Genomic DNA, 25,277 nt, shown 5'->3' on the forward strand with positions numbered 1-25,277 from the left:
GCGTTGATGCGATGGGACATGGGAGGTTGAAATGCCTAGCCTCACAGATGACTGGAATACGGTGCGGCAAAATCTTTGCACACAGGATTTGAGCAAAGGCTTGTGTGTAAATATTTCGCCTTAGCCTTGGAGAATTTGGTCAAAACCATGAAACGATCTCATCAATGAAATGACAGATTCAAAGCAGGGGGAGAAAAGTAACATATATAGCGCCCTATTTAAAAGGGAATGTTTAAATTTCTGATATTCCTGACACATGTGGATAAAGATAAAGTAAAAACTTACAAAAATGGCTGCAATTCAATAACAAGCTGTTCTTCCAAATGGATCAGCCGTTTGGCAATATTCTTGGATTGTTCATCGGTTGCCTCATACTGGTTCAGGTATCGACATAAGGACTTTACGCCCATGTTGCAGCCATCGGTGATTAAATCTGCAATCGTTTTGTCGGAATCGTTTATGCTTAGCTTCATATTGGTCTTCATCCATGACATTCCCTTTGCCATAGGGTTGGGATCTTTACCTTCATCCTGATACTTGTCCAGAAAAGATTGGATTTCTTCTTTTAGCTTCTCATGTTCCTTTTTACAGTTTGAAAGAGCATTCCTTAGCTTCTCGTGATGGGCATATTCCATAACCTCGTCGATGGATGTAACGCCCATTTTTATGCCTGCGTCGCATTCCCGCAGCAATTTGATGGTATCCGATTCAATCATATCATTAAGCTCCTTTAATTTCTTTAAAATAGTATACCCAAGAGTTGAAATACTATGAGATATCGATAATTCCAGTGGGTTAAGGGCAGATTAGTGAATTGTGACAAGCTGCTTCATTATCCGGGGATTTAAATTCCTGATGGATGACTATGTCGGCAGCTCTGGAACTGTTGAGTTCCATTTTTTTGTTCTTCCTTTGCAGATTAGTGGCTTCTATAAGTTGTCTTGCTGGACATGGTTATTGCACCGACGTGCAATAGAATGTATTAAAAAGCATAGGAGTGATACCATGGCTGAGAAGGATATTCTAATACATGTACGGCGGGAGGATTCGGGGGTTCCGACAAATGATTACGATATTTTATATCCTAAGACACTGGAACGACTGGTGGTTGATGAAAATGGAATAATCCTGAAGGATAAGATGGATACCAAACTGGATAAGGTGCTGTACACACCGGAGGACATTTTGACTAAGGTCAAGACTGTGGATGGCGAGGGAAGCGGTCTGGATGCGGACACGGTGGATGGGCTGCATGCGGCGGAACTGGCCGGTCTTGCCTACGTCAACGAACGGCTGAATGATCAGCCCGAGAAATATGATCTGGCTCTTCGTACGGGCCTGATTAAGGCGGACCCTTATGACAGCTATTATTATGCCAATTCTTGGGGAGAGGTGACTCTGCACGCGCATGTGAAACGTGCGGACGGTGGAGCAATTACAAACGGAACTGGGTTGTTTACCCTGCCCATTGGCTGGTATCCGGCAGCGCTGCTGTCCGTGCCGGCATTCGCGGCCGGGATGGGCTTTGTGGGCATGGTGGATTTGTATAGTGGTAGTGGCGGGCCCGGTGCAAGTGGTGTGTACTATGGTGCGGATGCACCAACGCTCAGTCTATCTGCCAGTTTCCTGGCCTATCGGGAAGTTAGACGTGGGAATATAAGTATTGCCGTGTGATGGATGCGGACGGGTATTACGGAGGATTTGTGATGGCCCGCATTGAGAGTGATGGTACGCGTGTCCAGCATTACACGTTAAAGCAAGGGGAAAGGAAAGCATATTGAACGTACCGCTGCCGCCTGGTGATCTGGTCGGCCTAAATGGGATGGAACGAGCTGGGTCGAGGGCACGGCGGCGGAAGAAATATCATATGAAGAAACCGGTATTCTGAAATCAACCCCATGGATCCATCTTATTGAACAGATGTCTTGTCTTATCCAAACGCTGATTGGGGCGGCGGGGCCGGCAGAGGGCCTCCCCTTTACTGATCCGATAGCCCTTCAGCTCCGTCAGACAAACGCCCAGCCCATTGGTGCAAAGGGCAAATTCTTCGCGGAACTGCTGAATATGACGAAAGGGGATCTCACCTATCAGCACTGTCTCATGTTTTCGGGGCAGGACGGTATCGATGTGACCCTCGTATTTTCTCATATCATGATAGGCCCGCGACATATAGGGCTGAGGAGCATAGAGGGTGAAGGACAGATAGGGCTCCAACAGCTGGGTGCCCGCCTTTCGAAGGGTCTGCTCCAAAACGATGGGCGCCAGCATCCGAAAATCCGCCGGCGTGCTCGCCGCACTATAGTAGAGTGCGTACTGAAAACAGATCCTGCAGTCGGTCAATTCCCAGCCGCAGGGCCCCTGTTCGCATCCGCAGCGCACGCCATCTCGTACCGCATTTTGAAAGGACTGCTGCAAATATCCTGTGGGAACATGGCTTTCATACACGAGGCCCGATCCCAGGGGGAGGGGTTCGATGGAAAGACCGATGGAGGCCCAGAAGGGATTGGGCGGAACCTCGATATGGATGGTGTGGGCCGCCTGCGCCACGGGCCGCTCCTTGTAGATGACGGTGGGCCGGCCCAGCCGGACGCTGATGCCGTATTTCTCCAGAAGCAGCGCACAGAGAATCTCCATCTGCACCTTTCCCAAAAAGGAGAGGGTGATCTCATGGGTGATGGAATCCACATCATAGCGAAGGAGAGGATCGGTGTCGGCGATCTCACCAAGAGCCTGCAGAAGCGCTTCCCGTTCCTGCGCCCTTGCCGGCTCAATTCTGGCCTGTACCATGGGAGGAGGATCGGCCTGGGATGTGCGGGGCAGCAGATTCGGATCGCCCAAAACATCGTTTAGCTTGAGCGGCACGCTGGGCAGGATGACGATTTCGCCGGGTTCGGCCGCCTCGCTGCGAAGGATTTTCCCGCTTTGGGGGACACGCATCTCGCTGATCCTGAACTTCTCACGCCGGCCCGCCCAATCGATGCGGTCCCTGGCGTGCAGTCTGCCGCTGAACAGCCGAAGATAGGCCATCCGTCGGCCCTTTTCGGGGTATTCGATCTTAAAGACACTCCCGCAAAGCGACGAACCGCCGGAAGCCAAGACGGAAAAGTGGAGGACGATGGCATCAAGGAGCGCAAGGATCCCCACGTTTTTTTTGGCGCTGCCGTGATAGACGGGAAAGAGTGTACAGGATTTGAATCTTTGTTCTTCACAGCGCTGCAGCTGTGCCTCGCTGAGGGTCTCGCCCCGCTCAAAGCGCGTTAAAAGATCGTCGTCTCCGGCGATGACGTTATCCCATCGGGCGGGATCGCCGGAGGGCGCCACGGCAAGGACGGAAAGGTCCACTCGCTGCTTGACGATGATTTCAGGAGCAAGTTTTTCTTGAATATCCTCATAGACCGCGGACAAATCGACGCCCTCCTGGTCGATCTTGTTGATGAAGAGCAGTGTGGGAATGCCAAGCTTCCGCAGAGCATGAAAGAGAATCCTTGTTTGGGCCTGCACGCCGTCCTTTGCCGAGATGACGAGCACCGCCCCGTCCAGCACGGCGAGGGAGCGCTGGACCTCCGCCAAAAAATCCATATGACCGGGGGTGTCCACGATATTGACCTTGACGCCCCGCCACTTAAGCGATGTCACGGAAGCCTGAATGGTGATGCCCCGCTGTTTTTCCAAAAGCATGGAATCGGTGATGGTGGTGCCCTTGTCCACGCTCCCCGGCTCTAGAATGACGCCGCTTTTGTACGAAAGGCTTTCCGTCAAAGTGGTTTTTCCCGCGTCCACATGGGCCAGGATGCCGATATTGATAATCATGTGATTCCTCCGCTCCGTCCAAAAGGGTACAAAAATCCCCTGTGATCATACTTTTATCACAGGGGATGAGCGTTCAGAAGACGTGCATCATTTGGATAAAAGTATTCTTAAACCGGACACAAAGCCAAACCCACCGGGCATGGCCTGTTTCCTTGAATCCAATGGATTGTTATTTAAGAATACCTCGCCGCATGATGATATCTCCTTTCGGGAATCTAGGGTCACTATAACATGGAATCAGGGTGGATGCAAGATCTATTTCAATTAAAGTCCAATTCCATATCCTTGATATAGCCCGAAACATTCATTTGAGCAACGTCCGTTCCAAGATCATCGGTAACGTGGACCGCATAGAAGCAAATCCGTTTGGAGGCGGACAACACCGTGGCGGTCGCCAGCAGCTTCTTACCCTTGGGGGGGCGGAAGAAAGAGATATTGTTGTTCAGAGAGGCGGTAAGCTTACCGTTGGTGACGTTGGAAGCAACGGCAAAAGCAAAATCCGCCAGGGTAAAGATTGCACCTCCCTGGACCACATCCCAGCCGTTGAGATGGCAGGGCTGGATCATCATGGAACAGGTGGCCTCACCCGGCTTTACAGCGTCGATAACCATCTGACTGAGCTTCACATAGCGGTCATTCTCAAAGAAAGCGTTGATCTTCTCCAGGTTCATTTGATCACTCCTGTTGCAAGATAAATTGTGGCGGCGAGCCATAATAGACAGAGAAGGGGCACACTCACCGTAAACTTTCGATGCCGAATCTTGTGTCGGAAAAGAATCATGCCAAGCCCCATGCCCCAGGCGCCGCCAAAGGCGCAAAAAAGAAGCAGGGTTCTTTCCGGCACGCGCCATCTGCCCCGGATGGCAGCATATTTGTCCTTGGCGCAAAGAACGAGCGCGGTCAAATTGATCAGCGCAAGATAACCATAAAAATAGATCATAGCACCGGTATTATAGCATAAAAAAGCAGGCCATGGGCCTGCTTTTGGAATTTGTGGGATTAGCCCGCGGCTTCCACTTTCTTTGGCTCCTCTTCCCGCGTCAGCTTCTTGATCCAGTTGAAGCGGTTGACCTTGACCACGGCCACCGCGCATTTCAAAATCTGATCGCACTTGAGGCAGGCAAAGACCACTACCGGCGGAAAGTGGAACACAAAGGCTGCCAAAAGCGCTGAGGGAATGACCACCAGCCATACGAAAATAAGATCGTTGATAAGCACGAAGTGCGTGGCACCACCGGCCCGCACGATACCGGTGAGTGCGGACATCTGATAGGCCGTACCCACAATGGTGATGGACAGGACCGTGATGAACTGAATCGCATACTGCCGGGCTTCGGGGGTGATATTCTGGAAGCCCAGACTGAGGATGAGGTCCTTGCACAGGTAGAGCAGCAGGCCTGAAAGGGCGCCCACACAAAGGAAGATTACCTGCAGGGTCTTGGTATACTGCTTGACCCTGTCGTAATCGCCGGAGCCCACCGTCTGACCAATGATGACGCTGGAGGCGTTGGCAGTGCCGTAGACCATGACGCCCAGCATCTGAAAGATATTGTTGGCGATGGTGTTGGCGGCGATGACCTCCGGTCCAAGCCGGCCCAGAATGGCCACTTGGGTTGCCGTGCCGATCCCCCAGAGCACATCGCCCAGCATGACCGGCAGGCCGTAATGGAAAAAGTCCTTGAGAAGATCAAGATTGGTGTGTATGAGCTCCTTGAAGCGAAGAACCAGCTTTTTATCGATGAAACGCACATAGACGAAGGCCACGATACACTCCATGATTCTGGCGGTCAGGGTAGCGGCGGCCGCACCGGCCACACCCATCTTGGGCGCTCCCAGGTTACCAAAGATGAGCACCCAGTTCAAAAAGACATTGACCACGAAGGTGGTGATGGATACGGCAAGGCCGATTTTAACGCTCTGCACACAGCGCATGGAAGCGAGCAGCACGTTGGTGATACAAAAGAAGAAGTAGGAGAAGCACACGATCTTGATGTACTTGAGGCCCTCCGCAATCACCGCCCGATCGTTGGTGAACAACCCTAGTATTTTTTCGGGCATGATCATGACCAGAGCGAAACACAGCAGGCCCACGGCCACGCTGATCTTAAGCGCAATGCCCACCACATTTTTGGTATTGGATACATCCTTTTTGCCCCAGTACTGGGCAGCCAGTACGATCATTGCGGAGCCAAGTCCGGTGGTCAGCATATGCAGGATGTTCTGCACCTGGTTGGAGAGAAATACACCGGAGAGAGCCAAGTCTCCTAGGGAACCAACCATGAGGTTGTCTGCAAAGCCCACGCCAAAGGTAATGATGTTCTGCAGCGCAAGAGGAATGGCGAGAAATGCCAGCCGCTTGTAAAAGCTGCGGTCCTTGACCATGATGGACATTGTATAGCCTCCCTTTTTCATCTAAGATGGCCTAAGCCACACACCATCCATTATAGTACTGCCGGGCAGGCATTTCAATATCGCGGACCTTATTTTCTGAAAGTTTTACATTTCGTGATTCATAATTTAGATTTATGTAAACGTGAGAAGTCCTGCTTTTTCAGTCCGCCGGTGAAAAGAAGAGCCGAAATATATACAAGAAGCAGGAGGCCGATACGGATGACAAGACCGATCAGCGCGGGTAAGCCGGTGAAGGGAGGCAGGAAGTGCAGGCATGCGGCACTGATGAGAGCGGCGATAAGGGGGCGGAGGATGATACCGCCCATATTAAAATGGAAAACCACATGCTTCAGAACCACCCGGATATCCAGAATGGACACCAGCACAGTACTCAGGATGAGGCCGGCGATAAAGGCAACCAGTCCAAAACGGGGGACCAGGAACAGCAGAATCAGGATACGCAGCACATCGCTGATCAAACCGTTGAAAAACACGGCGTCCTGCAGGCCCAGCCCGTTCAGAATGCCGCCAAAGGTGGACTGAATGTAGAGGAAGGGGCAAAGAATGCACAGCGCCGTTAAAAGCTCGCCGGCAAGGGGCTGGTTATACAGGGCAATGCCCAGATTGTATCCCTCGGTGGCGAATAGTGCCGCGGCACCCATGCCGATCAGAAGTGAAAAGCGCAAAGCCCGAAACACGGTGTTGGCGATCCGGGTGTATTGGCCGGAGGCTTTGGCTTCAGAGATCATGGGCAGAAGATTGGTGGACAGGGCGTTGGTGAGAATGGAGGGAAAAAAGAGCAGCGGCATAACCATGCCGGACAGTGCCCCATAGGTGGACAGGGCGTCGGAGCTGGACAGACCGAACTGCTGGAGTTTGGCGGGGATCATGACGTTCTCATAGTTGTTGATGAGGGAGGACAGGGCGCGGTTGCCGGTGAGGGGAACAGCAATGCCAAGGACCTTTTTTACACTGGCCTTTCGGCCTTGCAGAGCCGCGTCCGGACCCTTGAAATGGTAGGATATCATGACAAAGAGGAAGGCGATGAAATCACCTACGATGGTGCCCACCACCGCCATGATGCACATAGCCTGCAGACCCCTTGTCAAAAAAAGAGGAGCCACAACGAAGATGGCCGCCATGCGGGCCACCTGTTCCAGAACCTGCGCCGCTGCGGGCACACCCATTCTTTTGATGCCGTAAAAATAGGAGCGGACACAGCTGGTGATGACGGAAAAGGGAATGGCCAGAGCCAAAAGACGCAGCGCGGGCACGGTTCGGCCGTCTCCTAATAATTTTACCCCTATAAAATCTGCAAATAAATATACACACACGGTGACAATGAGGGAAATCACGATGGAAATGGCGGTTCCGGTAAAGACGATGCTGCGCTGGCCGCCGCTTGTTCCTCTGGTGTTTTCGATGGCCACCAGCCGGGCGATGGCGGTGGAGGTGCCCACCGAGCAGACCGTGATTGCCAGAAAGTAAATGGGCGTCACCAACTGAACCAGGCCTATGCCCTCAGCGCCGATAATATTGGAAAGATAGATGCGGTAGACGAACCCCAGCATGCGGGTGATAAAGCCGGTTGCCGTCAAAATGAAGGCGCCGGCGATGAAGGAATTTTTTCTTGACATGCTTACCCACCTTTCCTCTTAGAACAGCATATTCGTTCGGATAGGTGGAAATGCCCCTGGATCATGTTATAATGCAGAAAAGGGGGCGTTGGGTTGATCTATCAAAAGCTGGGCGAAACCGGCTGCAAGGTGTCCAGGGTGGGCCTTGGAACCTGGGCCATGGGCGGAGACTTTTGGGGTTCTGTCACTGAACAGCAGGCCATCGCCACGGTTCGCTCGGCGCTGGACAGGGGTATCAACCTTGTGGATACGGCGCCGGCCTATGGCAAGGGCAGAGCGGAGCGGCTGGTGGGGCGTGCCATTCAAGGCAGAAGGGACGAAGTGGTGCTGGCCACCAAAATCGGTCTTGTCTGGGAGGGCGGCATGCGCCACTGTTTGGCGCCGGAGACGCTCGCAGGGCAGCTGGAGGCCTCCTTGATGCGGCTGCAGGTGGAGACGGTGGACTTGCTCCAGATTCATTGGCCGGACCCCCAAACGCCTCTGGAAGACACCCTTACAGAATTGGAACGTCTGCAGCGGGCGGGAAAATTCCGGTATCTGGGAGTATCCAATTTTGACCTGCCGTTGCTGCAAGAGGCTCTGTCCAAGGGAAGCGTGGTGAGCGTACAAAATGAGTATTCGCTGCTTTGCCGTGCGCCGGAAGCGCTCATGCCCCTGTGTGAAAGGGAGGGCGTGACCTTGATGGGATATGGCTCCCTGGCGGGCGGAATGCTGACGGGCAAGTACAGGGGCATGCCCGAGGAACGGTACGACCGGCGCGTGAAGTTCTATCCCTACTTTAAGCAGCCCCATCTTGGCCGTGCGCTCAGGACGGTGGAGGCACTGGAAAAGGCGGCACGGGAACGGGGCGTTTTACCGGCACAAATGGCCATCGCCTGGACGCTGGCCCACCAGCATACGGTGGCTCTGGCGGGCGCCAAGACACCGGAACAGGTTCGCAGCAATGCAAAAGCGGCGGAGCTTACGCTTTCCGCCGCTGAAATGGATGGTTTGATCAGTTTTCCGGACGAATGATTCCAAGGGGAGTCTGCTGGCTTTTTTGGTCGAGAGGGTTGTCCTTGATTATGGCCGCGAGACGTTCGCGGCTCATGGAGGGATCGGATACGCCCAGAATGTTGACGCCGAGATCGTTGGCGTCCACTACGGTAACCGGATGACCCAGGGCTTTGGATACGCGTAGGGCAACTTCATCAGGATCGGTGGGGCCCAGCACCACATATTCGTTGTAGGGAGGCAGGGTGTAATCGCAGGGTCCGTCGATGGCCCGCGCCTTCTCACCAGCCACATGATAAAACCAGCCGTGTTTACCAAAGATTTTGCCGATCACCGAGACGAAAGCCGCAAACAGGATTCGCAGCGTACCGCATTCCTGAAGAGCCATCTCCATGGTTTCCGGAATGCCAAGACCGATGCCGACGGGCGTTTTTTGTACGTGCTTGCTAAGGAAAACGGCAAGCTTCCGGGGATGAATATCCTTCATGGGAATGGCGCGTTTTTGAGTGCAGGCAACGATCTTTTCTGAAATGAACAGCGTATCGTTGTCCTGAAGCAGAGGCCCCGCATAACGCTGGCAAACCTCCACGATATCATCTTTATCGGTGATTACATGGGTTTTTACGGCATACCGGGCATATCTTCTGCCCTCGACCTCCATCACCAGGTTTTTGCCATCATTGGCCGCCAAAACGGCTTCACTCATGCCTAACAACTCCTTCGGTCGTAAATCGTCTCTATTTTACCGCAGAATGGTAGAAAAAACAAATCTCAACGGATATCTCCTTATAAATCTTTGCGAATCGGGGAACCTTTATGCCTGAATGAAGAAAGAACGAGAAATTTCCTAAATTCCCCTTGACGATGAGGGGAGGATTGGATATAATATTTCTCGTTCCCGTTCTTTTGTGGGACGATACGCGGGCGTGGCGGAATTGGCAGACGCGCTAGACTTAGGATCTAGTGCCTATGGCGTATGAGTTCAAATCTCTTCGCCCGCACCAAAATCTTGCGCGGGAGTGGCTCAGTGGTAGAGCGTCGCCTTGCCAAGGCGAATGTCGCGGGTTCGAATCCCGTCTTCCGCTCCATTTTGCGGGTGTAGCTCAATGGTAGAGTTCCAGCCTTCCAAGCTGGCTGTGAGGGTTCGATTCCCTTCACCCGCTCCATAAATGCTTGGACAAGCTCCGGTTATGCGCCATTAGCTCAGTTGGTAGAGCACCTGACTCTTAATCAGGGTGTCCTGGGTTCGAGCCCCCGATGGCGCACCATCGTGAAACCCCTGTAGCCTTACAGCTGCAGGGGTTTTGCTGTTTATCAGAAAAGATCAGAACAATACTAAACCTCCACGATGAAATAAGCAGAAGCCCTAAAACGGCTATGAAAGGCATCAAAGTGTCGTAAAAAAGTCGTAAAGAAAAGAGGGGTTAAACACCCCTCGAAATGGCTTGCCGCTTGAGATCCGCGTTGTCATGGACATACAGACGTGTCGTAATATCGATGCTGGCATGGCCCATGAGCTTGCTGATCGTCACGATATCCACGCCGCGCTCATAGAGGATACTCCCGAAACTATGCCGCAGCTCGTGGGGCGTGAGCCGGGGGATGTCGTTGTGGCCTTCGGTCTTGCAGAAATCTATGAAATCGTCCATGAACTTGTCGTACTGCCGCCGCCAGCTATGGGGACCACAGCCGCCCCCAAATCTGTTGGTGATAAGGTATTGATGGGGAACGATGACCTTGCCCCGCTGCCGCCGCGTGTACCGGGGGACGGATTTAAGGATGTCGTCCAGATCCTCCCTGTAGGGGATGTCCCGCACGGACTTACGCGTTTTGCAGGCGTGATACTCGAGGCCGTAGCGGGTCTCGGAGACGGACTGGCGCACATGGATGACCCGCGCCGTTTCGTCGATAGCGGCGAGCTCCAGAGCCAGCAGCTCACCCAGTCGCATCCCTGTCTTAATCAGGATAATGGGCCCCACGCCGAAAGGGTGACGGCGGGCGAAGCTCACAAAGATTTGGGCCTGGTCATAGGTATAGGCCTGCTTGGCCTTGATCCGGTCATCGGCGCTCTTGGACAGTTTGATCCTCTTGGCCGGGTTTTTGCTGATCAGATCGTTTTCCATGGCGCGCTCAAAGATATCGGATAGGATGAGCTTGAGCTTATGTTGCTGGGAATAGGAGTAGCCGGCCTTGGTCTGAAAAAATCGCTGAACGTGTACCGGGCGGACCTCGGAGAGCCGCATCCTGCCAAAGTAGGGGATGATGTGCTTGTCCAACGGGCCCTTGTAGGACCGCTCCAAGGTTACGTCCCGGACGGAGCCCTCTTTGTAGGTCGTGAGCCAGTTGTTGGCCCACTGCTCAAATGTGACGGTGGTAGGCGTGAGAGTGTTGGTCGCCAGCGCCAGCTTGTAGGCGTCGGCCTTCTCCAGGGCCTGCTTCCGAGAGGGGGCGTAGAAGCTCTTACGGATCGCCGATCCGTCGTAGTTCCGGCCCACGGTCACCTTGACCTCCACAAGTTTGGACTGGGTTTCACGCTTTGTTTTCTGCTTTTTTTGTTTTTTCGGTGGGGTCGCCATAAATTGCTCCTTTCCGGCTGGCCCCACCTTATGGTATAATAATAAGGCAGGGCTACGCCGCAGTGGTTTGGGGTGGGCATCTGCAACCGCTCCTTCGGTGCGCCAACACCGGGGGAGCATTTATTTTTGCTGTCATTCCTTGCCATGGGGCGCTGTTTGATAGGCCCGACGCTCAATATCGGAGCGTAGAAAGAGCTTGGTCTTGTCCAGGATTTTGATGGGCTCTAATCTCTGGCGCTTGGTCAGCTTGTCGATATTTTGCCTGGAGCAGTCCAGGATTTGCGTCACGTCCGATGTCTCGATGACGTTATGGCGCACAAATGCCACAAGATCGTCGTAAGACAAGCCCTTGATTTCCACGCCGTTTTCCCATAATTCGCCCTCCGAAGCGTCAAGTTCCGGGGTCCAGGAAACGCCATAGCCGCCGGGCTCAACCTTAACCAGGGCAAATAAATCCGGATTTTCCAAGGCGGCATATTCGGGATAATCGGTGATGATGGGGCGCACGTCAAACAATTTGATCACCCCATTTTCAAATATGACCAGAAGCCGCATATCGGACAGGGGCGTAACGGACGATACCTTGATGGACAACATGATAACACCTCCTAGCAGGTTAGGTTAGGGGGAAACTCCCGCCGTTATTCGAGCGGCGGGAGTTTTTTTAACGTCCGGTTATTCCACATATCCATTAGTTCCGTTTGGTATTTTTGGCCCCATTCCTGCACAAGTGTTTGTGCTTTGGCCGGTAGATCGCCTTCGATCATTTTTAGGGTAGAGATTTCGAACATGCCGTTGTGCTCTCCGTATACTGCGTGGATGTGTGGAGGATTGTGCTCATTCATAATGGTTGACGTTAGTCAACTAAAAATATAAAACAATCACCAGAAATCTAGACTTTTTTATGCCGTTTCGTCTTCGCTAAATTTCTGGAGGGTCTTAAGCGAGGATCGAAAAAAGACTTTATGCTTGCAAAACATGCCCAAATAGAATCCGACGAATATCAAAAAGAACCCCGACACGACAATGGATATGACCATCATATACCGCCCAAGAAAACCACCAAATATGGACGTGCCCATGAGCTCTGCTGACCCAGAAAACAAGGGAATAATATTGATGATCATGCCAACACCAAAAACGATCAAAAAGATGATGTTTGATACCCAACTGATCGACGACACATCATAGATCGTGACCCAGGCCCACACCGCGGTTACGGAAAGCACAAGCTGTACGACAAAGCCCAAAGCATTGCCATCCCAGGCGGTGATATATTGCACAATACCGCTGATCAGTAGTACAGTAATCACCGGAAGCCAGAAATACATGTAGGCTTTTAGACCGACAATCCGCCGCCCATAGTAGGATAGCTTTTCTTCTCGACGCTCTTTAGATGACATTCCGTTACCTCCCTTGCTCCTTATTGGTTCATCATACTGTTAAGAATTCGATTTGCCCCAACTGGTGGGTGAGCAATACTATCAGTAGTTCTAAGATTCATAATTTTAAGATTGACGTATAGAATAGGTATACCACCGCGAGTCTTAATCTGCTCTTTAGCCGTTGAAGCGCCAACAATGGCCCCAGCGGTACCAAAAAGCGTTCCGCCAACAACTGCTCGCGTGAAACCGCCCATCTTTTTTGTAACCGTATGTTCGCCCGCACTTTCGATTTGATATCCTTCGATCTCAGAAAAGGAAAAAACTATAGGCTCCTTTTTGAGATGTCTCTTTTGAGAGATATATGCCCATTTATGTTCGGTATCCAAAACAATACGACCGGATAAAGGGCTTTTAACTACCCTGGATTCCTCAAATTTTTTTAACCGTTCATGATTTCTTTCCCAGGCAGCTTTGACTTCGTCAGTGGTTGCCAACATAGAATGAAGGCAAATACGGCTACAGGCCGAACAAATCTCACCATCTCCAATTTGGCTCCTAACAAGCTTTGGTAGTTTTTGGTTGCATATCGAGCATGGATGCTCACTTTTATAAGAGCTCCTTTTCTTCTTGATTAACCCAATTATCAATAGAAGCACTCCAACTCCAAGGGCACCCACTGCTGCTTCAATATCCATATGGGTTATCAGAAAAATTATGGCTAAACTTAGAAATGCAATTGCGGCGATAATCATTCATAAGCCTCCCACTAAACCACATTACTCAAAAATGCTACAGCCTTACCAATGATACGGATAGCTTCCAATTCGGTGCCCACATAAACCAACGGCGCATATTGCGGATTTTCGGGCTGAAGAACGACTTTATTAGGATACTTATACACCCGCTTTAGGGTGGCTTCATCGTCAATAATAACGGCGGCAATCTCCCCATTCTCAACATCCGGCTGCTGATGGATATACACAATATCGCCATCCTGGATTCGTGCCCCAATCATACTTTCGCCCTTGCACCGCAGGCAGAAGTCTGCATGAACGTTTTCGGGCATGTCTACCTCGTCCTCAATATTCTCCTGAGCAAGGATGGGCTCACCGCACGCGATTGTACCCAGCAGCGGAACCTTGCGCATTTTGGGCAGGGGCATGATGTTGTCGGGGAGAGTTGCATCTGGTTTCAAAGAGACTTGTTGATCACTATCCAGGGCAGAAATAACATCATTGACATCAAGGCCAACGACAACAGCTACAGCTTTTATAGTTTCAAGAGACGGGATAGGGGGTTTTCCACTTTTAGGATTATAATTCCGTTCCAATATAGAAATATAAGCCTTGCTAAGACCGGCTCTGTCCGCAAACTCTTGCATATTCATGTTATGGTCTTTCCTGTAATCGCTTATAATATCACCTAAAATCATTATATAACCTCCATGTCAAATACATAATACAGTACACTAGACAAGAAGTCAAGATTTTTGTAAATTAGGCTTGACAATGAATGTCTAGTGTGCTAGACTACAGGCAATGGAGGTGAACAAAATTGCCATACAGGATTAAAGAGAAAAGGCTGAAACACAATCTGACACAAGAAGAACTCGCAGCAAAATCGGGGGTATCTAGAGCCACTATATCTGGCCTAGAAACAGGCATGGTGACGATAACAACGACCGAAACTTTGCGTAAAATTGCACAAGCTTTGGGAGAAAAAGTTAGTGATATTTTTTTAGACTAATAGTCTAGTGAGCTAGACATGATGAAGGGGCTGAAAATATGAAATACGCGGTGGAAGCCAAGGTGTTTGACAATGGAAGAATGGTGGCCCGGGTAAGGCCGGCACGAGATGGCGAAGAAAGCGGCTGCACAGAGACACGGTCCTGCGATGTATGGGTCGATGTGTTTGATTCCGAAATGGAAGCGATCCGGTTCTGCAATGACTACAAGCGTGGTTAGGAGCGGACAGAGATAACAACGACGGATAGGAGCGATGACTGATGCTATGGATGATATCGGTGGTTGTTATCGGACATGCGGGCATATTGCTAAACTGGTTTTTGGGGTTCCGCTGCTACGCTAGAGGAACACACCCAAAATGCCCATATTGCATCAATGTGATTATTCATAAATTGTTTGTTTTGTGCAGCATTGGATGGCTTGTTTGGGGAAATGAAGCCTCATTAATATGGGTGACACTGCTGTTTATCGCTGGGTGTGCAAACTTCCTATTAGGCTGGGCTTTAGAAAAGGGCACCCGTAAAACTAAATTCGCCTGTGATCATTATGAATGGTTGATATGGCTAGGGCACGAATCATTTAGCATTATTTCGGCATGCACCATCGTTGATTGGTACGGAAAGCTCGTATGAAATAGCCTGGTTAAGCGCGATAAATTCATTTGAATCCAGCAGGTAGGTATAGTGATTCTGTGCGTTCCAGTTACCATCTACCAATTTATTTACGGTTTCAATCAATTTTGCCGTATCCGGTGATACATAGATGCAAGCTTTTTTTGCTGCTGCAAAATAGTTTGCAGGGGTAAATTTATCCGGCGGCAATCGATCTGATACCATCGCGCCGAGATGATACATAAAAGATTCAAGCGCTTCTTTTCGGGATGCCTCATAGATTTTAGTTCGCTCCAATTTTATCTGGAATTCTTGTTGGCGGTTTTGTCCAATGAATTGGAAAACGGAGATAAAAACTGTAGGAATAATTGATATTGCGGCACCAATAAGAACGGCAATTAGCGTATCAGACATAACTGCACCTCGTTTATGGAGATAACCAAATTGTACCACATAGGCTAAGAATTTTCCAGAGAGGGGAGGAGGAAATTGAAGCATGTATATCCATGGAGCGATTGCAAACCACCCCAAACCACAACCAAAGCAGAAAGGAGTAATCGGTATGAAGGTACCCAAGATTATTGAGGAGCAGCAGCGAGCATTCCTGGAGCTGCTGGAACGGGACGACAGTCCATGTGTCACGGCCAAGGATTTGGCGGTCCTTTGGGGCGTGGACGTGGACATCATCCGGGCAGCGGCGGAACACGGTACATTGCCCTTCGGGTTTGGCGGGCGGCAGGGCCCGCACTCATCCAGGTTTTGCCGCATCCCCAAGCTGCCCCTGTACAACTGGATGACCCAGGCGGCGTTGTACCGGGACCTCGGAGAGTGAATGCAGGGATGACCCGCTGTGACGCTTGTGGAGAGCTAATCAGTGAGGTCTACTTGAGCCTCTACGATTATCCGTTATGCGCGGCCTGCAAAGAGCTAGAGGATTGGATCCGTGAGACAAAGCAACGAGAGGAGTGATCGGTTTGAAAGTGCTTACAAAGACCTATTATGTATGCGAGATTTGTGGCCGGACGTCAACAGTCCAAGATCGGATCAAGGCGTGCCAGGAATCCCACAAGCTGCTGGAGGATCCCGCCACGGTCGTGGAGCCCCAATACGCCCGCGGCGAACCTTATCCCACGGCGATCAAGGTCATCTTTGGGGACGGCCCTGTGCGTAGTTATGGCTTGAGATGGGAGGTGAAGAAATGAGGACAATCATTGAGGTGTGTGACGATTGCCACGACTGCCGGGGCAGCGCATGGAAGCCGAAGCGGCGGGCCGCGGCCGAGTGGCTGCTGGATGTGTCCATCTGCCTGGAGCGGTCGGACGGCAAAGTGCTTTTCCGGGCCTCAGCCAAGGACCGGTGCCCAGCGTGCGTCGCCAGCTATATCGGCCAGCTCCGGGAGATGGCGGGCGACAATCAGCTGGAAATAACGATGGACAGGAGGGAGATCAATGAGGTATGACAACGTGTTTGGCGTGGACTACCAGGACCTATTCGGCCCAGAAACGACAAAAAAAGAAGGCCCCCAAAAAGAGGAACCCAGAAAAAGATTACAATTACATTATACCCAGGCGAAAGGGATCCGTCAAGACACTCGCGGGCTATACCTTGTCGGGCGGTCAGCTCCGATTGAGGCCGCTGGAAGGAGATAACTGAACATGACACTGAACGATCATATTGAGGCCCTGGACAACCTTGCGTGCGTTACACCCGTGTTCCCCTGCTGCGAGGGGCGGCGGTACATGGCGCTGGTCGCTCGGGGTTATCGGGGATGAGCCAGCCCATCACGCCGCGGGCGGAGCTCCATGAGGGCAAGATCTGGCTTACCTGTCCCTTTAATGTGCGGGCGGCGGCAGATGCTGTCCCCGGTAGGCGCTGGGACCCATGGAATCGTGTGTGGGTGCTGCCAAACACGGCGGCCACCCTGGAAATCCTGGCCGGGTTCCGGGGTCTGGAACTGGACGATGAGCTCATGGCGCGCTTGCCCCAGCCGGAGATCCCGGTGGAAGCAGTGGATGTTCCAGACGCGCCACCCATGCCCCTTCGCCCGGGGATCACACCTTTTGCACACCAGCAGGCGGCTTACGCTCTGGCGCTGCAGCATGACGGATACGCACTGCTCCATGAGCCGGGATGTGGCAAGACCCTGACAGCCATCGCGCTCATCGGACGGCGGCATTTGGAGGGGCAGGTGCGCCGGTGCCTGGTGGTTGCGCCGCTCTCCGTGATCCCGGCCTGGGAGCCGGAGTGGGCCGCCTATTCCAGTGTCCCGGCCACCCTGCGGCTTCTCACCGGCTCCGGGGCCCAGAAGGCCGCGGCTCTCAAAGGCCTGGCCCGGGTCCAGGGGCTCGCCGTGGCGGTCATCAATTACGAGTCCGTGTGGCGGCTGGAGGATGAGATTGCCGCCTGGCGGCCGGACATGATCGTCTGTGACGAGTCCCAGCGGATCAAAAATCCCAAGGCCAAGCAGTCCCGGGCGCTGCATCGGCTGGGGCGGTTGGCCAAGTACCGGCTCATGCTTACCGGCACCCCGGTCAACAACGGGCCGCTGGACTTCTGGAGTCAATATCGGTACCTTGATCCCACGATCTTTGAGGGCAGCTATTACGCATTCCGCAACCACTACGCCGTGATGGGCGGCTTCGAGGGCAAGCAGGTGGTGGCTTACCGGGACCTAGGGGAGCTTACCCGCAAAGCTCACAGCGTCGCTCACCGGGTGACCAAGGCTGAGGCGTTGGATCTGCCGCCCTACACGGACCAGCTTAGATACTGCACCCTTGAGCCCGCAGCCCGAAAACTCTACAACACATTGGAGCGGGAATCGGCGGCGGAGCTCGAGGCCGCCGCGGTGGTTACGGCGCCGCTGGTGGTCACCCGAATGCTGCGCTTGTCTCAGCTCACCGGCGGCTATCTGAGGCCGGACGAGGGGGGAGAGGTCCGGCAGGTGAGCACTGCCAAGCTGCAGCTGCTCGAGGAGGTACTGGAGGACCTTGTCGCCGCTGGCAAAAAGATCGTGATCTTTGCTCGGTTCGTGCCGGAAATCCACGCGATCTGTTCCGCCGCAGCGGCGCTGGTGGGGGAAGCCGGATGCCGCGCCATCTGGGGCGAGACCCCCGGGGAACAGCGTGGCCAGGCGGTTCAGGACTTCCAGACCCTTGGTGAGGTCCGGGTGTTCGTGGCCCAGACCCGCACAGCAGGCCTCGGCATCACTCTGCATGCAGCGGACACCTGCATATTCTACTCCCTCGATTACTCTTATGAGACCTATGAACAGGCCCGGGCCCGGATTCACCGGGCGGGGCAGTGCCACCCCTGCACGGCCATCCACCTTATCGCGCAAAAGACCATTGACGAGGACGTGTTGGAGACCCTGCGGCGCAAGAAGGACTTCGCAGCGGAGATGGTGGACCGCTGGCGGGAAAGGAGAGGCCATGGAACTGATTCAGGAAATCCGCAGCCTCCAGCGGCTGCGGGACAGGATTGACGAGCTCGAGACCGAGCTCAAGGCCCAGAAGGCCCAAGCGTCACAATTGGAGCAGGAGATCCTCGACGCCATGGAGCTGGAGGAGATGGACGATCTAAAACTGGATGGCCGGCGCTACAGCTATCATGCGAGCATCAAGGGCAACGTGCTGGCAGCCAACCGCGACAGGTTTATGGAGGAGCTTCGGGCCCACGGGCTGGGCGATATCATCAAGCCCACCGTGCACCCGGGGACGCTCAACAGCTTGGTTAAGGAGTACTACGAGACAGAGGGCAGGCTGCCCGACTGGGCAGAACCCCTGATCCATGTGTTCACGGTCCGGACCTTACAGGCCCGGAAAACAAAAAAATGAAGGAGGCAATCAACATGACGGAAACAGCTCTTGCAATCTACAAGGATTTTGCCCTTATATCGGACCAGGGCATCATGGGGGACATGAGCCCCGAAGAAATGGATGAGATGATGGAGGACATTGGCAATCTCCCGTCCTCCTATGCTCGGATCAAGATCCCCGCCGGCGGTGCGCTGCAGTTTGAGATCCCGAACGCCGATCAGCCGGATAATCCGGATTATGCCCAGGAGCTCACCGGCGTTATCCTCTATCACCATCCCGCTAATGCCTACTGGGCAGACGCCGACAGCGCCACCGGCGGCACCCCGCCGGACTGCGCCTCCAGCGACGGTAGGACCGGTGTTCCCGCGCCGGATTCCGGGCTCCCTGGTGGTGCGTGTGCGGAGTGCCCCCTCAATGTCATGGGCTCCGGCGAGGGCGGCCGCGGCAAGGCTTGCAAGAATATGCACCAAATATACATTCTCCGGAGCGGCGAAATAGTACCCGTAGTTCTATCGCTGCCACCGACCAGCCTCAAAGCCTTCGGGACCTTCGTGCGCGCCGCGTTTCTGGCCCGGCGCCAGCGGACCTCTGCGGCGGTGGCCAGCATTACCCTTAAGCGAGTGGAATCCGGTGGGAACAAGTATTCAGTGGCTGCGTTCCGGGTGGCGGGCTGGTTGCCCCAGGAGCAGGCGGAGGAGACGAAACGCATGGCCCAGGCCCTTCGGGCGACGGTCCGGGGCGAGGCGGCCACCCCCGGCGCATGACGGCCAACGGCCTGACAGCTTGGCGCCGGACGGCGCAGGAAAGGGGGAGAGTACGTGGAGGACAGACAGGCGCAGGCGGCACTGGTTTATGCGCAAAAATATGGATTTGCCGTGTTTCCGCTGCACAGCGTGCGGGACGGCCGGTGCACCTGCGGCAATGCCAAATGTGACCGAAAAGGCAAGCACCCACGGACCCAAGGCGGCCTCAAGGACGCCAGCAAGGATCCGCAGGTCATTACCCGGTGGTGGCGACGCTGGCCGGACGCCAATGTGGGCATCGCCACCGGCGCGGTAAGCGGCTTTTGGGTGCTGGACATCGACACTGCCGGCGGGAAAGCAGGCGAGGACAGCCTGGATTATCTCCAGGACGAGCTGGGCCCGCTGCCGGCGACATGGGAACAGATAACGGGCTCCGGGGGGCGGCATATGTTGTTCCGCTACCCCGGGATCCCAATCAAAAATAAAGTGGGCTGGATGGACGGTCTGGATGTCAGGGGCGACGGTGGCTATATCGTGGCCCCGCCCAGCGTCCACGCCAGCGGCCGCACCTACGAGTGGGAGCTGGAACACCATCCGGCGGAAATCCCCATGGCCATGGCGCCGGAGCTGTGGGTGTCGGCACTGACCGAACCCAAGCAAAGCACCGGCCAGGCTGTGGACCTGCCGGACAAATTTGCGGCAGGCCAGCGCAACGAGCTCATGTTCCGGCTCGGAGCGTCTCTCCGGGCCCGCGGTCTGTCGGCCGCGGCACTCCGGGCGGCACTGCATGAGGAGAACCGGGCCCGGTGCACGCCGCCCTTGAGCGACCATGAGGTGGACACCATCGCGGAGAGCTGCGCCAAGTATGCACCGGGGGAGCCCAGGCCGGCGGCTGCGGTCATGGAACGGTCCGCTCTCGATACGCGGCTCAGGGACGTGACTCCGGAAGAGATTTTTGGCGCGGAGATCATCGGGGCGCTGGCCGCGGTCAAGGACGAGAATGCCGCGGACTACGCCCAGTATAAGCTGCAGATCCGGGACAGATTTGGCCGGGCTGTGAGCATGCGGGATCTGGACAGCGCGGTCAAGCAGGCCCAGGCCAAGCAGCGGAATTTTCGGATTGTGAACGGCAACGAGACCGATCCCCTGGCCTCGGACTTGATCAAGGACTGCCCGCTCAAGGTGCGCATCCCGCGGGACTGGCGCTGGGACCTCACCGGGGTCCGGCGCGTGGTGCCCAAAAACAACGGACCGGATGAGCTGCAGGTGGCAAGTCAGGTCCCCGTGGCCATCACCGGCCGGGCGGTCAATATCGAGACCCGTGAGGAACGGGTGGAACTGTCCTACCGGCTGGATAACCGGTGGCAGTCCATGATCGTCAAGCGGTCCGTAGCCTTTGCGGCACGAAACATTGTGGATCTGGCTGACAAGGGGCTCACCGTGTCCAGCGAGACCGCCCGGCACCTGGTCCGGTATTTTGACGATCAGTTCGGGCTCAACTTAGACGCGCTGCCGGTGACCAGCACGGTCAGTCATTTCGGCTGGCTTGCAGACGGCCGGTTCCTGCCCGGCGGCGCGGAGGACGTCCGGCTTGATTTCGACGACCAGGGGGGCACCGGGGCCATCGCCCGGGGCTATGAGGCGGCGGGGAGCCTGGAGGATTGGATTGACCAGGTGGCCCGGCCTGTTCGCAAGTTTCCGCTGGCGAGGTTCCAGCTAGCCGCGGGGTTCGGCGCGCCGCTGCTCGCCCTTTTGGGGCACCGGGTGTTCATCGTGCATAACTGGGGCCCGTCGGGCGGCGGCAAGACCGCCGGCGCCTACGGGGCGGTGAGCGTGTGGGGCGATCCCGAGACCCTCAAGACCAGCTTCAACGCAACGAGGGTAGGGCTTGAAAATATGGCGGCGCTCTATGCTGATCTGCCGCTACTCATCGACGAGCGGCAGGTGGCCGGAGACCGGGACGATTTCGTGAAGAGCATCGTGTATATGCTGGGCCTTGGCAAGTCCAAGGCCCGGGGTATGCGGGGTGGCGGCCTGCAAAAATTTACGACCTGGCGGACGATTACCCTGTCCACCGGGGAGCAGCCGCTTACCACTGCGGGCGTGGAGGCCGGCGTCAAAAATCGTGTACTCGAGATCTACGGCCGGCCCTTTGGTGAGGATGAGGACGCGGCCAGAGCCATGTATGACGCGACGGATCAGTATCATGGGACCGCTGGGCCGGTGTTTGTCGCCCGGCTGGCCCAGATGGACCGGGAGGAACTTCGGGGGCAGTACCAGGCCCTACGGGATAGTCTGCTCTTTGCCCGGCCCGATCTGCAGGCGGCCCATGTGCATGCCGTAGCGGTGGTTTGCATGGCTGATTATCTCTATAGCCAGTGGCTGATGGACGTGCCGGAGAGCGCGGCCATGGACGACGCGCTGGCGCTCGGGGACACGATCCTCGACAAGCTGGAGAGCGTGGATGAGGTCAACGACGCGTCCCGAGCCATGGAGTATTTCGCCTCCTGGTGCGGGATCAATGCCAATTTTTTCGAGGCGGACCCGCCCGGCGGACGGCGGTATGGGATCACGGAACAGGGCGCGGCAGGCGAGCGGATCGTGTGCGTGTATCCGCCGATTTTCGAGGACGCCATGCGGGCCGGTGGCTACAACGGCCAGCGGATCCTGCGCGACTGGGCGGACAAGGGCTGGATTCTCACGGAGACCCGGCCCAGCGACGGCAAGCGCCGTTGCAAGGTCCGGCGCCAGATAAGCGGCAAGCGTGAGATGTTTGTGGCTGTGATTGTGGATAACATGTGAATAATATGTGAATAAACGGTGAAAGTTATCCACAAGTGACCCAAAAACAGGGGGTTGTGACCCGGGTGACCCGCAGGTGACCCGCGCTGAATCCCTAGAGGGGAGCCATATAGAGCATGTGTGGGTCACGTGGGTCACGTACATACATATGTCTATATAGGACAATTGTAATACGCACACCCTACGCACCACACAATTACCTATATAGGTTAATGGTATTTCGGACCTTGGTGACCCACACCAAAAAAGTGGCTGAAACCCCTGATATATAAGGATTTCTGAGGCCAAAAATGTGGGTCACCGGGAGTGACCCACGCCAGAAAGGAGGCAAAAATGACCCTGGAAGCGGAACTTAAAGGGCTGTACCAGCGCAAAGCCATGGCGGAAAAACTGCCGCCGGCGGCGAAACAGCGGTACGCTCCTCAATATGCGGCGCTGCTTGAACGGATCAAGGAACTGGAGAGCGTCACGGACACCATGGAGCCGGAGGACCGGGGGGACCCCTACCTGGAGTCGATCTTCCGGGCAGCGCACCAGATCGGGGCCATGGTCTGGCCGGACGGCGGGTTGGATCTTGATTGTACCAAACTGAGCGGATTTGTGCAAACCATGGAGGCTGCGGAACGCGAGGTGGATAGGGCATATCAGGATAGGGACCTGGAACGGTTCCGGGCCGCGGTCACGGCCTGGTTGGCTGCTTGGCAGGAGATCAATACCCGGTGGAATCACAGCGCACAGATCGGGATGGTGGAGGTGGATGAACGATATGCCGAAAGCCCATGGTGAGCTTGAAAGCGAGATCCAGGCAAGGATCCTGAGATATCTCCGGCGGACATTCCCGGACGCGCATATCCGAAAGAATCATTCCCAAGGCCGGTTCGCTACCGGGGGGATCCCGGACATTGAGATGATCGTGGACGGACGGGCAATCTTTTTTGAGGTCAAGCGCCCGGGCGGACGGCCGACCAGGCTCCAGCAGGAGACGATCCGGCGGCTGCAAGCCGCTGGTGCCCATGCGGGGGTGGTGACCTCGGTGGAAGAAACTCAGGCGCTGCTGGCGGAGTGGGGGATCCTTGGAACGGGAGGCGGTGTAGATGGTGATTGACATACATACGGTCCGGGATTTGAGACGACGTATAGAGGGCCTCCAGGAGCGCATAGCACGAATCCGTTCGTCGCTGGAGGGGTCGACGATCCGGATCAGGGATCTGCCCGGAGGAGCCTCCAAAGAGCAGGACCGCATGGCGTCGGACGTGGCCAGATTGCTGGAGCTGGAGGACCAGCTGAAAGCACGAGTGTTGGAGTACGAGACGGAGCTGATCGTCATTGACGAGGCGTTGGCGGCGTTGCCCAGCCCTGAGCAGGAGGTTATGCGACTGCGCTATGTGGATGGGCTCAAGTGGTGGGAGGTGGCACAGCGCATGAACTATGACGAGAGATGGTGCAAGCGTTTGGCCAAACGGGCGGAAGATAGTCTGCTTGATTAAATACGCCCCGAAAAGCCCCTATCATCCATGCTAAAATAGTATCGTGTAAAGCTGCAAGGCAAGCGTGCACACAATATGTTGTGGCCGTCCGGAGATTCTTCGGGCGGCTTTGCTTTGGGAAAATATGGGGGTAAGAATGACCGATATAACCTTGATGCAGGGCGACTGCCTTGAGCTCATGGAGCGGATCCCGGATGGAAGCGTGGATCTGGTGCTGACCGATCCACCATACAATATCGGAGTGACTACCCGAAAGGGCAATAAGCAGTTCGTAAACTCATGGGACAAAATCGACGGATATATTGACTGGTGCATACGCTGGCTACAACAATGTGAACGCGTATTGAAGCCCAACGGTGTATTGTATTTCTGGCACAACGACATGGCCCAAATTGCGGAACTCCTAGAAGTGATCAAAAGGCGTACGCACCTCGCGTTTCGATCATTTTGCATATGGGATAAGGGCGATGCATTTCGAGCTCGAAGTTGGCATCATCGTGACCCGGAGGGAAAGACGGCCTTGAGGTCATGGTTCAGCGTATGCGAATATTGCCTGCATTTTTTCAATGCCCCGAAGGATGCCGAAAGCCATTGGAAGCATACGGGATTAGACAGGATTCACAGCAACCCGGAATGTTTTCGGCCTTTGAAGGCGTGGTACACCAAAGAAAAAGAACGACTTGGGTTGACGGAGGAGGACGTGTCCAAGCAGTACATGATAGCTACGGGACGCAAGCCCCATATGCTGCGCCATTATTTTCGGGACAGCCAGTTCGAGATACCGACCAGGGCAGTTTTTGAGAGTGTATACGAGCCCCTGGGCTTCCGCATTATGACGCAAGGACGGCAAGGCTACGAAGCGATGCGGCAGGAGTACGAAGCGATGCGGCAGGAGTACGAAGCGATGCGGCAGGAGTACGAAGCGATGCGACACTATCATCGTTGTGACGATATGCACTGCAATGTATGGCATGTACCGCCGATCCCATCGCAGAAGAGATATCATACATGCCAAAAGCCCGAAGCAATATTGGAGAGATTGATCCGGGTAAGTTGTAGACCTGGCGGGGTCGTGTTAGACCCATTTATGGGATCCGGCTCCACCGGCGTCGCCTGCATCAATACGGGCCGCAAATTTGTGGGAGTTGAATTGGACCCGCACTATTTTGAGGTGGCGCGGGACCGTATAGCCAAGGCGCAGGCAGAGCTGGCGGAATCGTAGAAATTGGTTAATAGGGTATGAATCGCTCAAAGTATCCATGAGATACAAGGCAGGGGCGGG

Annotated in this window: 29 protein-coding genes and 4 tRNA genes; 19 read left to right on the forward strand and 14 right to left on the reverse strand. The window is 54.6% G+C overall.

The window, feature by feature from the left end; all coding sequences use genetic code 11:
- Positions 1 to 281 precede the first annotated feature (281 nt).
- Entirely contained in the window at positions 282 to 716 is a 435-nt protein-coding gene (locus H8696_RS07890) for a hypothetical protein (protein ID WP_249316386.1), read from the reverse strand.
- A gap of 289 nt (positions 717 to 1,005) precedes the next feature.
- On the opposite strand from H8696_RS07890, the gene H8696_RS07895 reads away from it, so the two are divergent.
- The gene (locus H8696_RS07895; protein ID WP_249316387.1) at positions 1,006 to 1,674 is read left to right on the forward strand and encodes a hypothetical protein; all 669 of its coding nucleotides are present in this window, start codon (positions 1,006 to 1,008) and stop codon (positions 1,672 to 1,674) included.
- 216 nt (positions 1,675 to 1,890) lie between these two features.
- On the opposite strand, the gene H8696_RS07900 is transcribed toward H8696_RS07895, so the two are convergent.
- From H8696_RS07900 to H8696_RS07920, 5 genes are all read right to left on the reverse strand, one after another.
- Positions 1,891 to 3,810, reverse strand: coding sequence for an elongation factor G (locus H8696_RS07900; protein ID WP_249316388.1), 1,920 nt, complete (start codon positions 3,808 to 3,810; stop codon positions 1,891 to 1,893).
- A 260-nt stretch (positions 3,811 to 4,070) separates the two neighbouring features.
- Positions 4,071 to 4,481 carry a PaaI family thioesterase gene (locus H8696_RS07905; protein WP_249316389.1) on the reverse strand — a complete coding sequence of 137 codons (411 nt, stop codon included), beginning with the start codon at positions 4,479 to 4,481 and terminating at the stop codon, positions 4,071 to 4,073.
- Complete coding sequence (locus H8696_RS07910) at positions 4,478 to 4,750, reverse strand: DUF1294 domain-containing protein (RefSeq protein ID WP_249316390.1); 273 nt, start codon at positions 4,748 to 4,750, stop codon at positions 4,478 to 4,480. Before H8696_RS07910 ends, H8696_RS07905 begins: the two co-directional genes overlap by 4 nt.
- 59 nt (positions 4,751 to 4,809) lie before the next feature.
- Positions 4,810 to 6,201, reverse strand: coding sequence for an MATE family efflux transporter (locus H8696_RS07915; RefSeq protein WP_249316391.1), 1,392 nt, complete (start codon positions 6,199 to 6,201; stop codon positions 4,810 to 4,812).
- Positions 6,202 to 6,320: 119 nt separating this feature from the next.
- On the reverse strand, positions 6,321 to 7,838 hold the full coding sequence (locus tag H8696_RS07920; RefSeq protein WP_249316392.1) for a putative polysaccharide biosynthesis protein: 1,518 nt from the start codon (positions 7,836 to 7,838) through the stop codon (positions 6,321 to 6,323).
- A 93-nt stretch (positions 7,839 to 7,931) separates the two neighbouring features.
- On the opposite strand from H8696_RS07920, the gene H8696_RS07925 reads away from it, so the two are divergent.
- Complete coding sequence (locus H8696_RS07925; RefSeq protein WP_249316393.1) at positions 7,932 to 8,852, forward strand: aldo/keto reductase; 921 nt, start codon at positions 7,932 to 7,934, stop codon at positions 8,850 to 8,852.
- Here the strand turns inward: H8696_RS07925 and H8696_RS07930 are convergent.
- A complete protein-coding gene (locus H8696_RS07930; RefSeq protein ID WP_249316394.1) occupies positions 8,833 to 9,537 on the reverse strand; it encodes a coenzyme F420-0:L-glutamate ligase in 705 nt (234 codons plus the stop codon). The two genes, H8696_RS07925 and H8696_RS07930, sit on opposite strands and share 20 nt — an antisense overlap.
- A 214-nt stretch (positions 9,538 to 9,751) precedes the next feature.
- Here H8696_RS07930 and H8696_RS07935 point away from each other — a divergent pair.
- The 4 genes from H8696_RS07935 to H8696_RS07950 all read left to right on the forward strand — a co-directional run bounded on the left by H8696_RS07935 (position 9,752) and on the right by H8696_RS07950 (position 10,099).
- Positions 9,752 to 9,835: transfer RNA gene (locus H8696_RS07935), tRNA-Leu, on the forward strand.
- A gap of 9 nt (positions 9,836 to 9,844) precedes the next feature.
- A tRNA-Gly gene (locus H8696_RS07940) sits at positions 9,845 to 9,919 on the forward strand.
- Between the two features lie 4 nt (positions 9,920 to 9,923).
- Positions 9,924 to 9,997, forward strand: a tRNA-Gly gene (locus H8696_RS07945).
- Positions 9,998 to 10,023: 26 nt separating this feature from the next.
- Positions 10,024 to 10,099 (forward strand) — tRNA-Lys (locus tag H8696_RS07950).
- 156 nt (positions 10,100 to 10,255) lie between these two features.
- Here the strand turns inward: H8696_RS07950 and H8696_RS07955 are convergent.
- The 6 genes from H8696_RS07955 to H8696_RS07980 form a co-directional block, all read right to left on the reverse strand.
- Positions 10,256 to 11,407, reverse strand: coding sequence for a tyrosine-type recombinase/integrase (locus tag H8696_RS07955; protein ID WP_249316395.1), 1,152 nt, complete (start codon positions 11,405 to 11,407; stop codon positions 10,256 to 10,258).
- 132 nt (positions 11,408 to 11,539) lie between these two features.
- Positions 11,540 to 12,004, reverse strand: a complete 465-nt coding sequence (locus H8696_RS07960; protein WP_249316396.1) for a DUF2442 domain-containing protein — start codon at positions 12,002 to 12,004, stop codon at positions 11,540 to 11,542.
- 44 nt (positions 12,005 to 12,048) lie between these two features.
- On the reverse strand, positions 12,049 to 12,252 hold the full coding sequence (locus tag H8696_RS07965; RefSeq protein WP_249316397.1) for a DUF4160 domain-containing protein: 204 nt from the start codon (positions 12,250 to 12,252) through the stop codon (positions 12,049 to 12,051).
- A gap of 57 nt (positions 12,253 to 12,309) precedes the next feature.
- The gene (locus H8696_RS07970) at positions 12,310 to 12,810 is read right to left on the reverse strand and encodes a hypothetical protein (protein ID WP_249316398.1); all 501 of its coding nucleotides are present in this window, start codon (positions 12,808 to 12,810) and stop codon (positions 12,310 to 12,312) included.
- A gap of 20 nt (positions 12,811 to 12,830) precedes the next feature.
- A complete protein-coding gene (locus tag H8696_RS07975; RefSeq protein ID WP_249316399.1) occupies positions 12,831 to 13,544 on the reverse strand; it encodes a DUF4428 domain-containing protein in 714 nt (237 codons plus the stop codon).
- A gap of 14 nt (positions 13,545 to 13,558) precedes the next feature.
- On the reverse strand, positions 13,559 to 14,224 hold the full coding sequence (locus H8696_RS07980) for a LexA family protein (protein ID WP_249316400.1): 666 nt from the start codon (positions 14,222 to 14,224) through the stop codon (positions 13,559 to 13,561).
- A gap of 122 nt (positions 14,225 to 14,346) precedes the next feature.
- On the opposite strand from H8696_RS07980, the gene H8696_RS07985 reads away from it, so the two are divergent.
- Both H8696_RS07985 and H8696_RS07990 read left to right on the forward strand, forming a co-directional pair.
- On the forward strand, positions 14,347 to 14,538 hold the full coding sequence (locus H8696_RS07985) for a helix-turn-helix transcriptional regulator (RefSeq protein ID WP_249316401.1): 192 nt from the start codon (positions 14,347 to 14,349) through the stop codon (positions 14,536 to 14,538).
- 38 nt (positions 14,539 to 14,576) lie between these two features.
- Complete coding sequence (locus H8696_RS07990) at positions 14,577 to 14,756, forward strand: hypothetical protein (protein WP_249316402.1); 180 nt, start codon at positions 14,577 to 14,579, stop codon at positions 14,754 to 14,756.
- Between the two features lie 356 nt (positions 14,757 to 15,112).
- Here H8696_RS07990 and H8696_RS07995 read toward each other — a convergent pair whose 3' ends face one another.
- Positions 15,113 to 15,562 (reverse strand): hypothetical protein, encoded by a 450-nt coding sequence (locus tag H8696_RS07995; RefSeq protein ID WP_249316403.1) that lies wholly within the window; start codon positions 15,560 to 15,562, stop codon positions 15,113 to 15,115.
- A gap of 148 nt (positions 15,563 to 15,710) precedes the next feature.
- Here H8696_RS07995 and H8696_RS08000 point away from each other — a divergent pair, with 148 nt between their 5' ends.
- The 11 genes from H8696_RS08000 (at position 15,711) to H8696_RS08050 (ending at position 25,217) form a co-directional block, all read left to right on the forward strand.
- Entirely contained in the window at positions 15,711 to 15,980 is a 270-nt protein-coding gene (locus tag H8696_RS08000) for a hypothetical protein (RefSeq protein ID WP_249316404.1), read from the forward strand.
- 142 nt (positions 15,981 to 16,122) lie between these two features.
- The gene (locus H8696_RS08005) at positions 16,123 to 16,350 is read left to right on the forward strand and encodes a hypothetical protein (protein ID WP_249316405.1); all 228 of its coding nucleotides are present in this window, start codon (positions 16,123 to 16,125) and stop codon (positions 16,348 to 16,350) included.
- Entirely contained in the window at positions 16,347 to 16,607 is a 261-nt protein-coding gene (locus H8696_RS08010; protein ID WP_249316406.1) for a hypothetical protein, read from the forward strand. Before H8696_RS08005 ends, H8696_RS08010 begins: the two co-directional genes overlap by 4 nt.
- 309 nt (positions 16,608 to 16,916) lie before the next feature.
- Entirely contained in the window at positions 16,917 to 18,629 is a 1,713-nt protein-coding gene (locus H8696_RS08015) for a DEAD/DEAH box helicase (RefSeq protein WP_249316407.1), read from the forward strand.
- Positions 18,577 to 18,981 (forward strand): gp33 family protein, encoded by a 405-nt coding sequence (locus tag H8696_RS08020; protein ID WP_249316409.1) that lies wholly within the window; start codon positions 18,577 to 18,579, stop codon positions 18,979 to 18,981. The genes H8696_RS08015 and H8696_RS08020 overlap by 53 nt, the downstream gene beginning before the upstream one ends.
- 14 nt (positions 18,982 to 18,995) lie before the next feature.
- Positions 18,996 to 19,727, forward strand: coding sequence for a hypothetical protein (locus tag H8696_RS08025; protein WP_249316412.1), 732 nt, complete (start codon positions 18,996 to 18,998; stop codon positions 19,725 to 19,727).
- A gap of 54 nt (positions 19,728 to 19,781) precedes the next feature.
- Positions 19,782 to 22,508, forward strand: coding sequence for a DUF927 domain-containing protein (locus H8696_RS08030; protein WP_249316413.1), 2,727 nt, complete (start codon positions 19,782 to 19,784; stop codon positions 22,506 to 22,508).
- 333 nt (positions 22,509 to 22,841) lie between these two features.
- Positions 22,842 to 23,294, forward strand: coding sequence for a hypothetical protein (locus H8696_RS08035; protein WP_249316414.1), 453 nt, complete (start codon positions 22,842 to 22,844; stop codon positions 23,292 to 23,294).
- On the forward strand, positions 23,266 to 23,613 hold the full coding sequence (locus tag H8696_RS08040; protein WP_249316416.1) for a VRR-NUC domain-containing protein: 348 nt from the start codon (positions 23,266 to 23,268) through the stop codon (positions 23,611 to 23,613). Before H8696_RS08035 ends, H8696_RS08040 begins: the two co-directional genes overlap by 29 nt.
- Positions 23,603 to 23,995, forward strand: coding sequence for a sigma factor-like helix-turn-helix DNA-binding protein (locus H8696_RS08045; RefSeq protein WP_249316418.1), 393 nt, complete (start codon positions 23,603 to 23,605; stop codon positions 23,993 to 23,995). Before H8696_RS08040 ends, H8696_RS08045 begins: the two co-directional genes overlap by 11 nt.
- Positions 23,996 to 24,131: 136 nt before the next feature.
- Complete coding sequence (locus tag H8696_RS08050) at positions 24,132 to 25,217, forward strand: DNA-methyltransferase (RefSeq protein ID WP_249316420.1); 1,086 nt, start codon at positions 24,132 to 24,134, stop codon at positions 25,215 to 25,217.
- Positions 25,218 to 25,277: the final 60 nt, after the last annotated feature.

The sequence above is a fragment of the Gehongia tenuis genome, assembly GCF_014384795.1.
In the GTDB taxonomy this organism is placed as follows: Bacteria; Bacillota; Clostridia; order Christensenellales; family NSJ-53; genus Gehongia; species Gehongia tenuis.

Excerpts from the sequence above, each read along its gene's own strand:
- H8696_RS07890 (WP_249316386.1), bottom strand. The coding sequence starts at position 716 with ATGATTGAATCGGATACCATCAAATTGCTGCGGGAATGCGACGCAGGC.
- H8696_RS07895 (WP_249316387.1), top strand. The coding sequence starts at position 1,006 with ATGGCTGAGAAGGATATTCTAATACATGTACGGCGGGAGGATTCGGGG.
- H8696_RS07900 (WP_249316388.1), bottom strand. The coding sequence starts at position 3,810 with ATGATTATCAATATCGGCATCCTGGCCCATGTGGACGCGGGAAAAACC.
- H8696_RS07905 (WP_249316389.1), bottom strand. The coding sequence starts at position 4,481 with ATGAACCTGGAGAAGATCAACGCTTTCTTTGAGAATGACCGCTATGTG.
- H8696_RS07910 (WP_249316390.1), bottom strand. The coding sequence starts at position 4,750 with ATGATCTATTTTTATGGTTATCTTGCGCTGATCAATTTGACCGCGCTC.
- H8696_RS07915 (WP_249316391.1), bottom strand. The coding sequence starts at position 6,201 with ATGTCCATCATGGTCAAGGACCGCAGCTTTTACAAGCGGCTGGCATTT.
- H8696_RS07920 (WP_249316392.1), bottom strand. The coding sequence starts at position 7,838 with ATGTCAAGAAAAAATTCCTTCATCGCCGGCGCCTTCATTTTGACGGCA.
- H8696_RS07930 (WP_249316394.1), bottom strand. The coding sequence starts at position 9,537 with ATGAGTGAAGCCGTTTTGGCGGCCAATGATGGCAAAAACCTGGTGATG.
- H8696_RS07955 (WP_249316395.1), bottom strand. The coding sequence starts at position 11,407 with ATGGCGACCCCACCGAAAAAACAAAAAAAGCAGAAAACAAAGCGTGAA.
- H8696_RS07960 (WP_249316396.1), bottom strand. The coding sequence starts at position 12,004 with ATGTTGTCCATCAAGGTATCGTCCGTTACGCCCCTGTCCGATATGCGG.
- H8696_RS07965 (WP_249316397.1), bottom strand. The coding sequence starts at position 12,252 with ATGAATGAGCACAATCCTCCACACATCCACGCAGTATACGGAGAGCAC.
- H8696_RS07970 (WP_249316398.1), bottom strand. The coding sequence starts at position 12,810 with ATGTCATCTAAAGAGCGTCGAGAAGAAAAGCTATCCTACTATGGGCGG.
- H8696_RS07975 (WP_249316399.1), bottom strand. The coding sequence starts at position 13,544 with ATGATTATCGCCGCAATTGCATTTCTAAGTTTAGCCATAATTTTTCTG.
- H8696_RS07980 (WP_249316400.1), bottom strand. The coding sequence starts at position 14,224 with ATGATTTTAGGTGATATTATAAGCGATTACAGGAAAGACCATAACATG.
- H8696_RS07990 (WP_249316402.1), top strand. The coding sequence starts at position 14,577 with ATGAAATACGCGGTGGAAGCCAAGGTGTTTGACAATGGAAGAATGGTG.
- H8696_RS07995 (WP_249316403.1), bottom strand. The coding sequence starts at position 15,562 with ATGTCTGATACGCTAATTGCCGTTCTTATTGGTGCCGCAATATCAATT.
- H8696_RS08000 (WP_249316404.1), top strand. The coding sequence starts at position 15,711 with ATGAAGGTACCCAAGATTATTGAGGAGCAGCAGCGAGCATTCCTGGAG.
- H8696_RS08010 (WP_249316406.1), top strand. The coding sequence starts at position 16,347 with ATGAGGACAATCATTGAGGTGTGTGACGATTGCCACGACTGCCGGGGC.
- H8696_RS08015 (WP_249316407.1), top strand. The coding sequence starts at position 16,917 with ATGAGCCAGCCCATCACGCCGCGGGCGGAGCTCCATGAGGGCAAGATC.
- H8696_RS08020 (WP_249316409.1), top strand. The coding sequence starts at position 18,577 with ATGGAACTGATTCAGGAAATCCGCAGCCTCCAGCGGCTGCGGGACAGG.
- H8696_RS08025 (WP_249316412.1), top strand. The coding sequence starts at position 18,996 with ATGACGGAAACAGCTCTTGCAATCTACAAGGATTTTGCCCTTATATCG.
- H8696_RS08035 (WP_249316414.1), top strand. The coding sequence starts at position 22,842 with ATGACCCTGGAAGCGGAACTTAAAGGGCTGTACCAGCGCAAAGCCATG.
- H8696_RS08040 (WP_249316416.1), top strand. The coding sequence starts at position 23,266 with ATGAACGATATGCCGAAAGCCCATGGTGAGCTTGAAAGCGAGATCCAG.
- H8696_RS08045 (WP_249316418.1), top strand. The coding sequence starts at position 23,603 with ATGGTGATTGACATACATACGGTCCGGGATTTGAGACGACGTATAGAG.
- H8696_RS08050 (WP_249316420.1), top strand. The coding sequence starts at position 24,132 with ATGACCGATATAACCTTGATGCAGGGCGACTGCCTTGAGCTCATGGAG.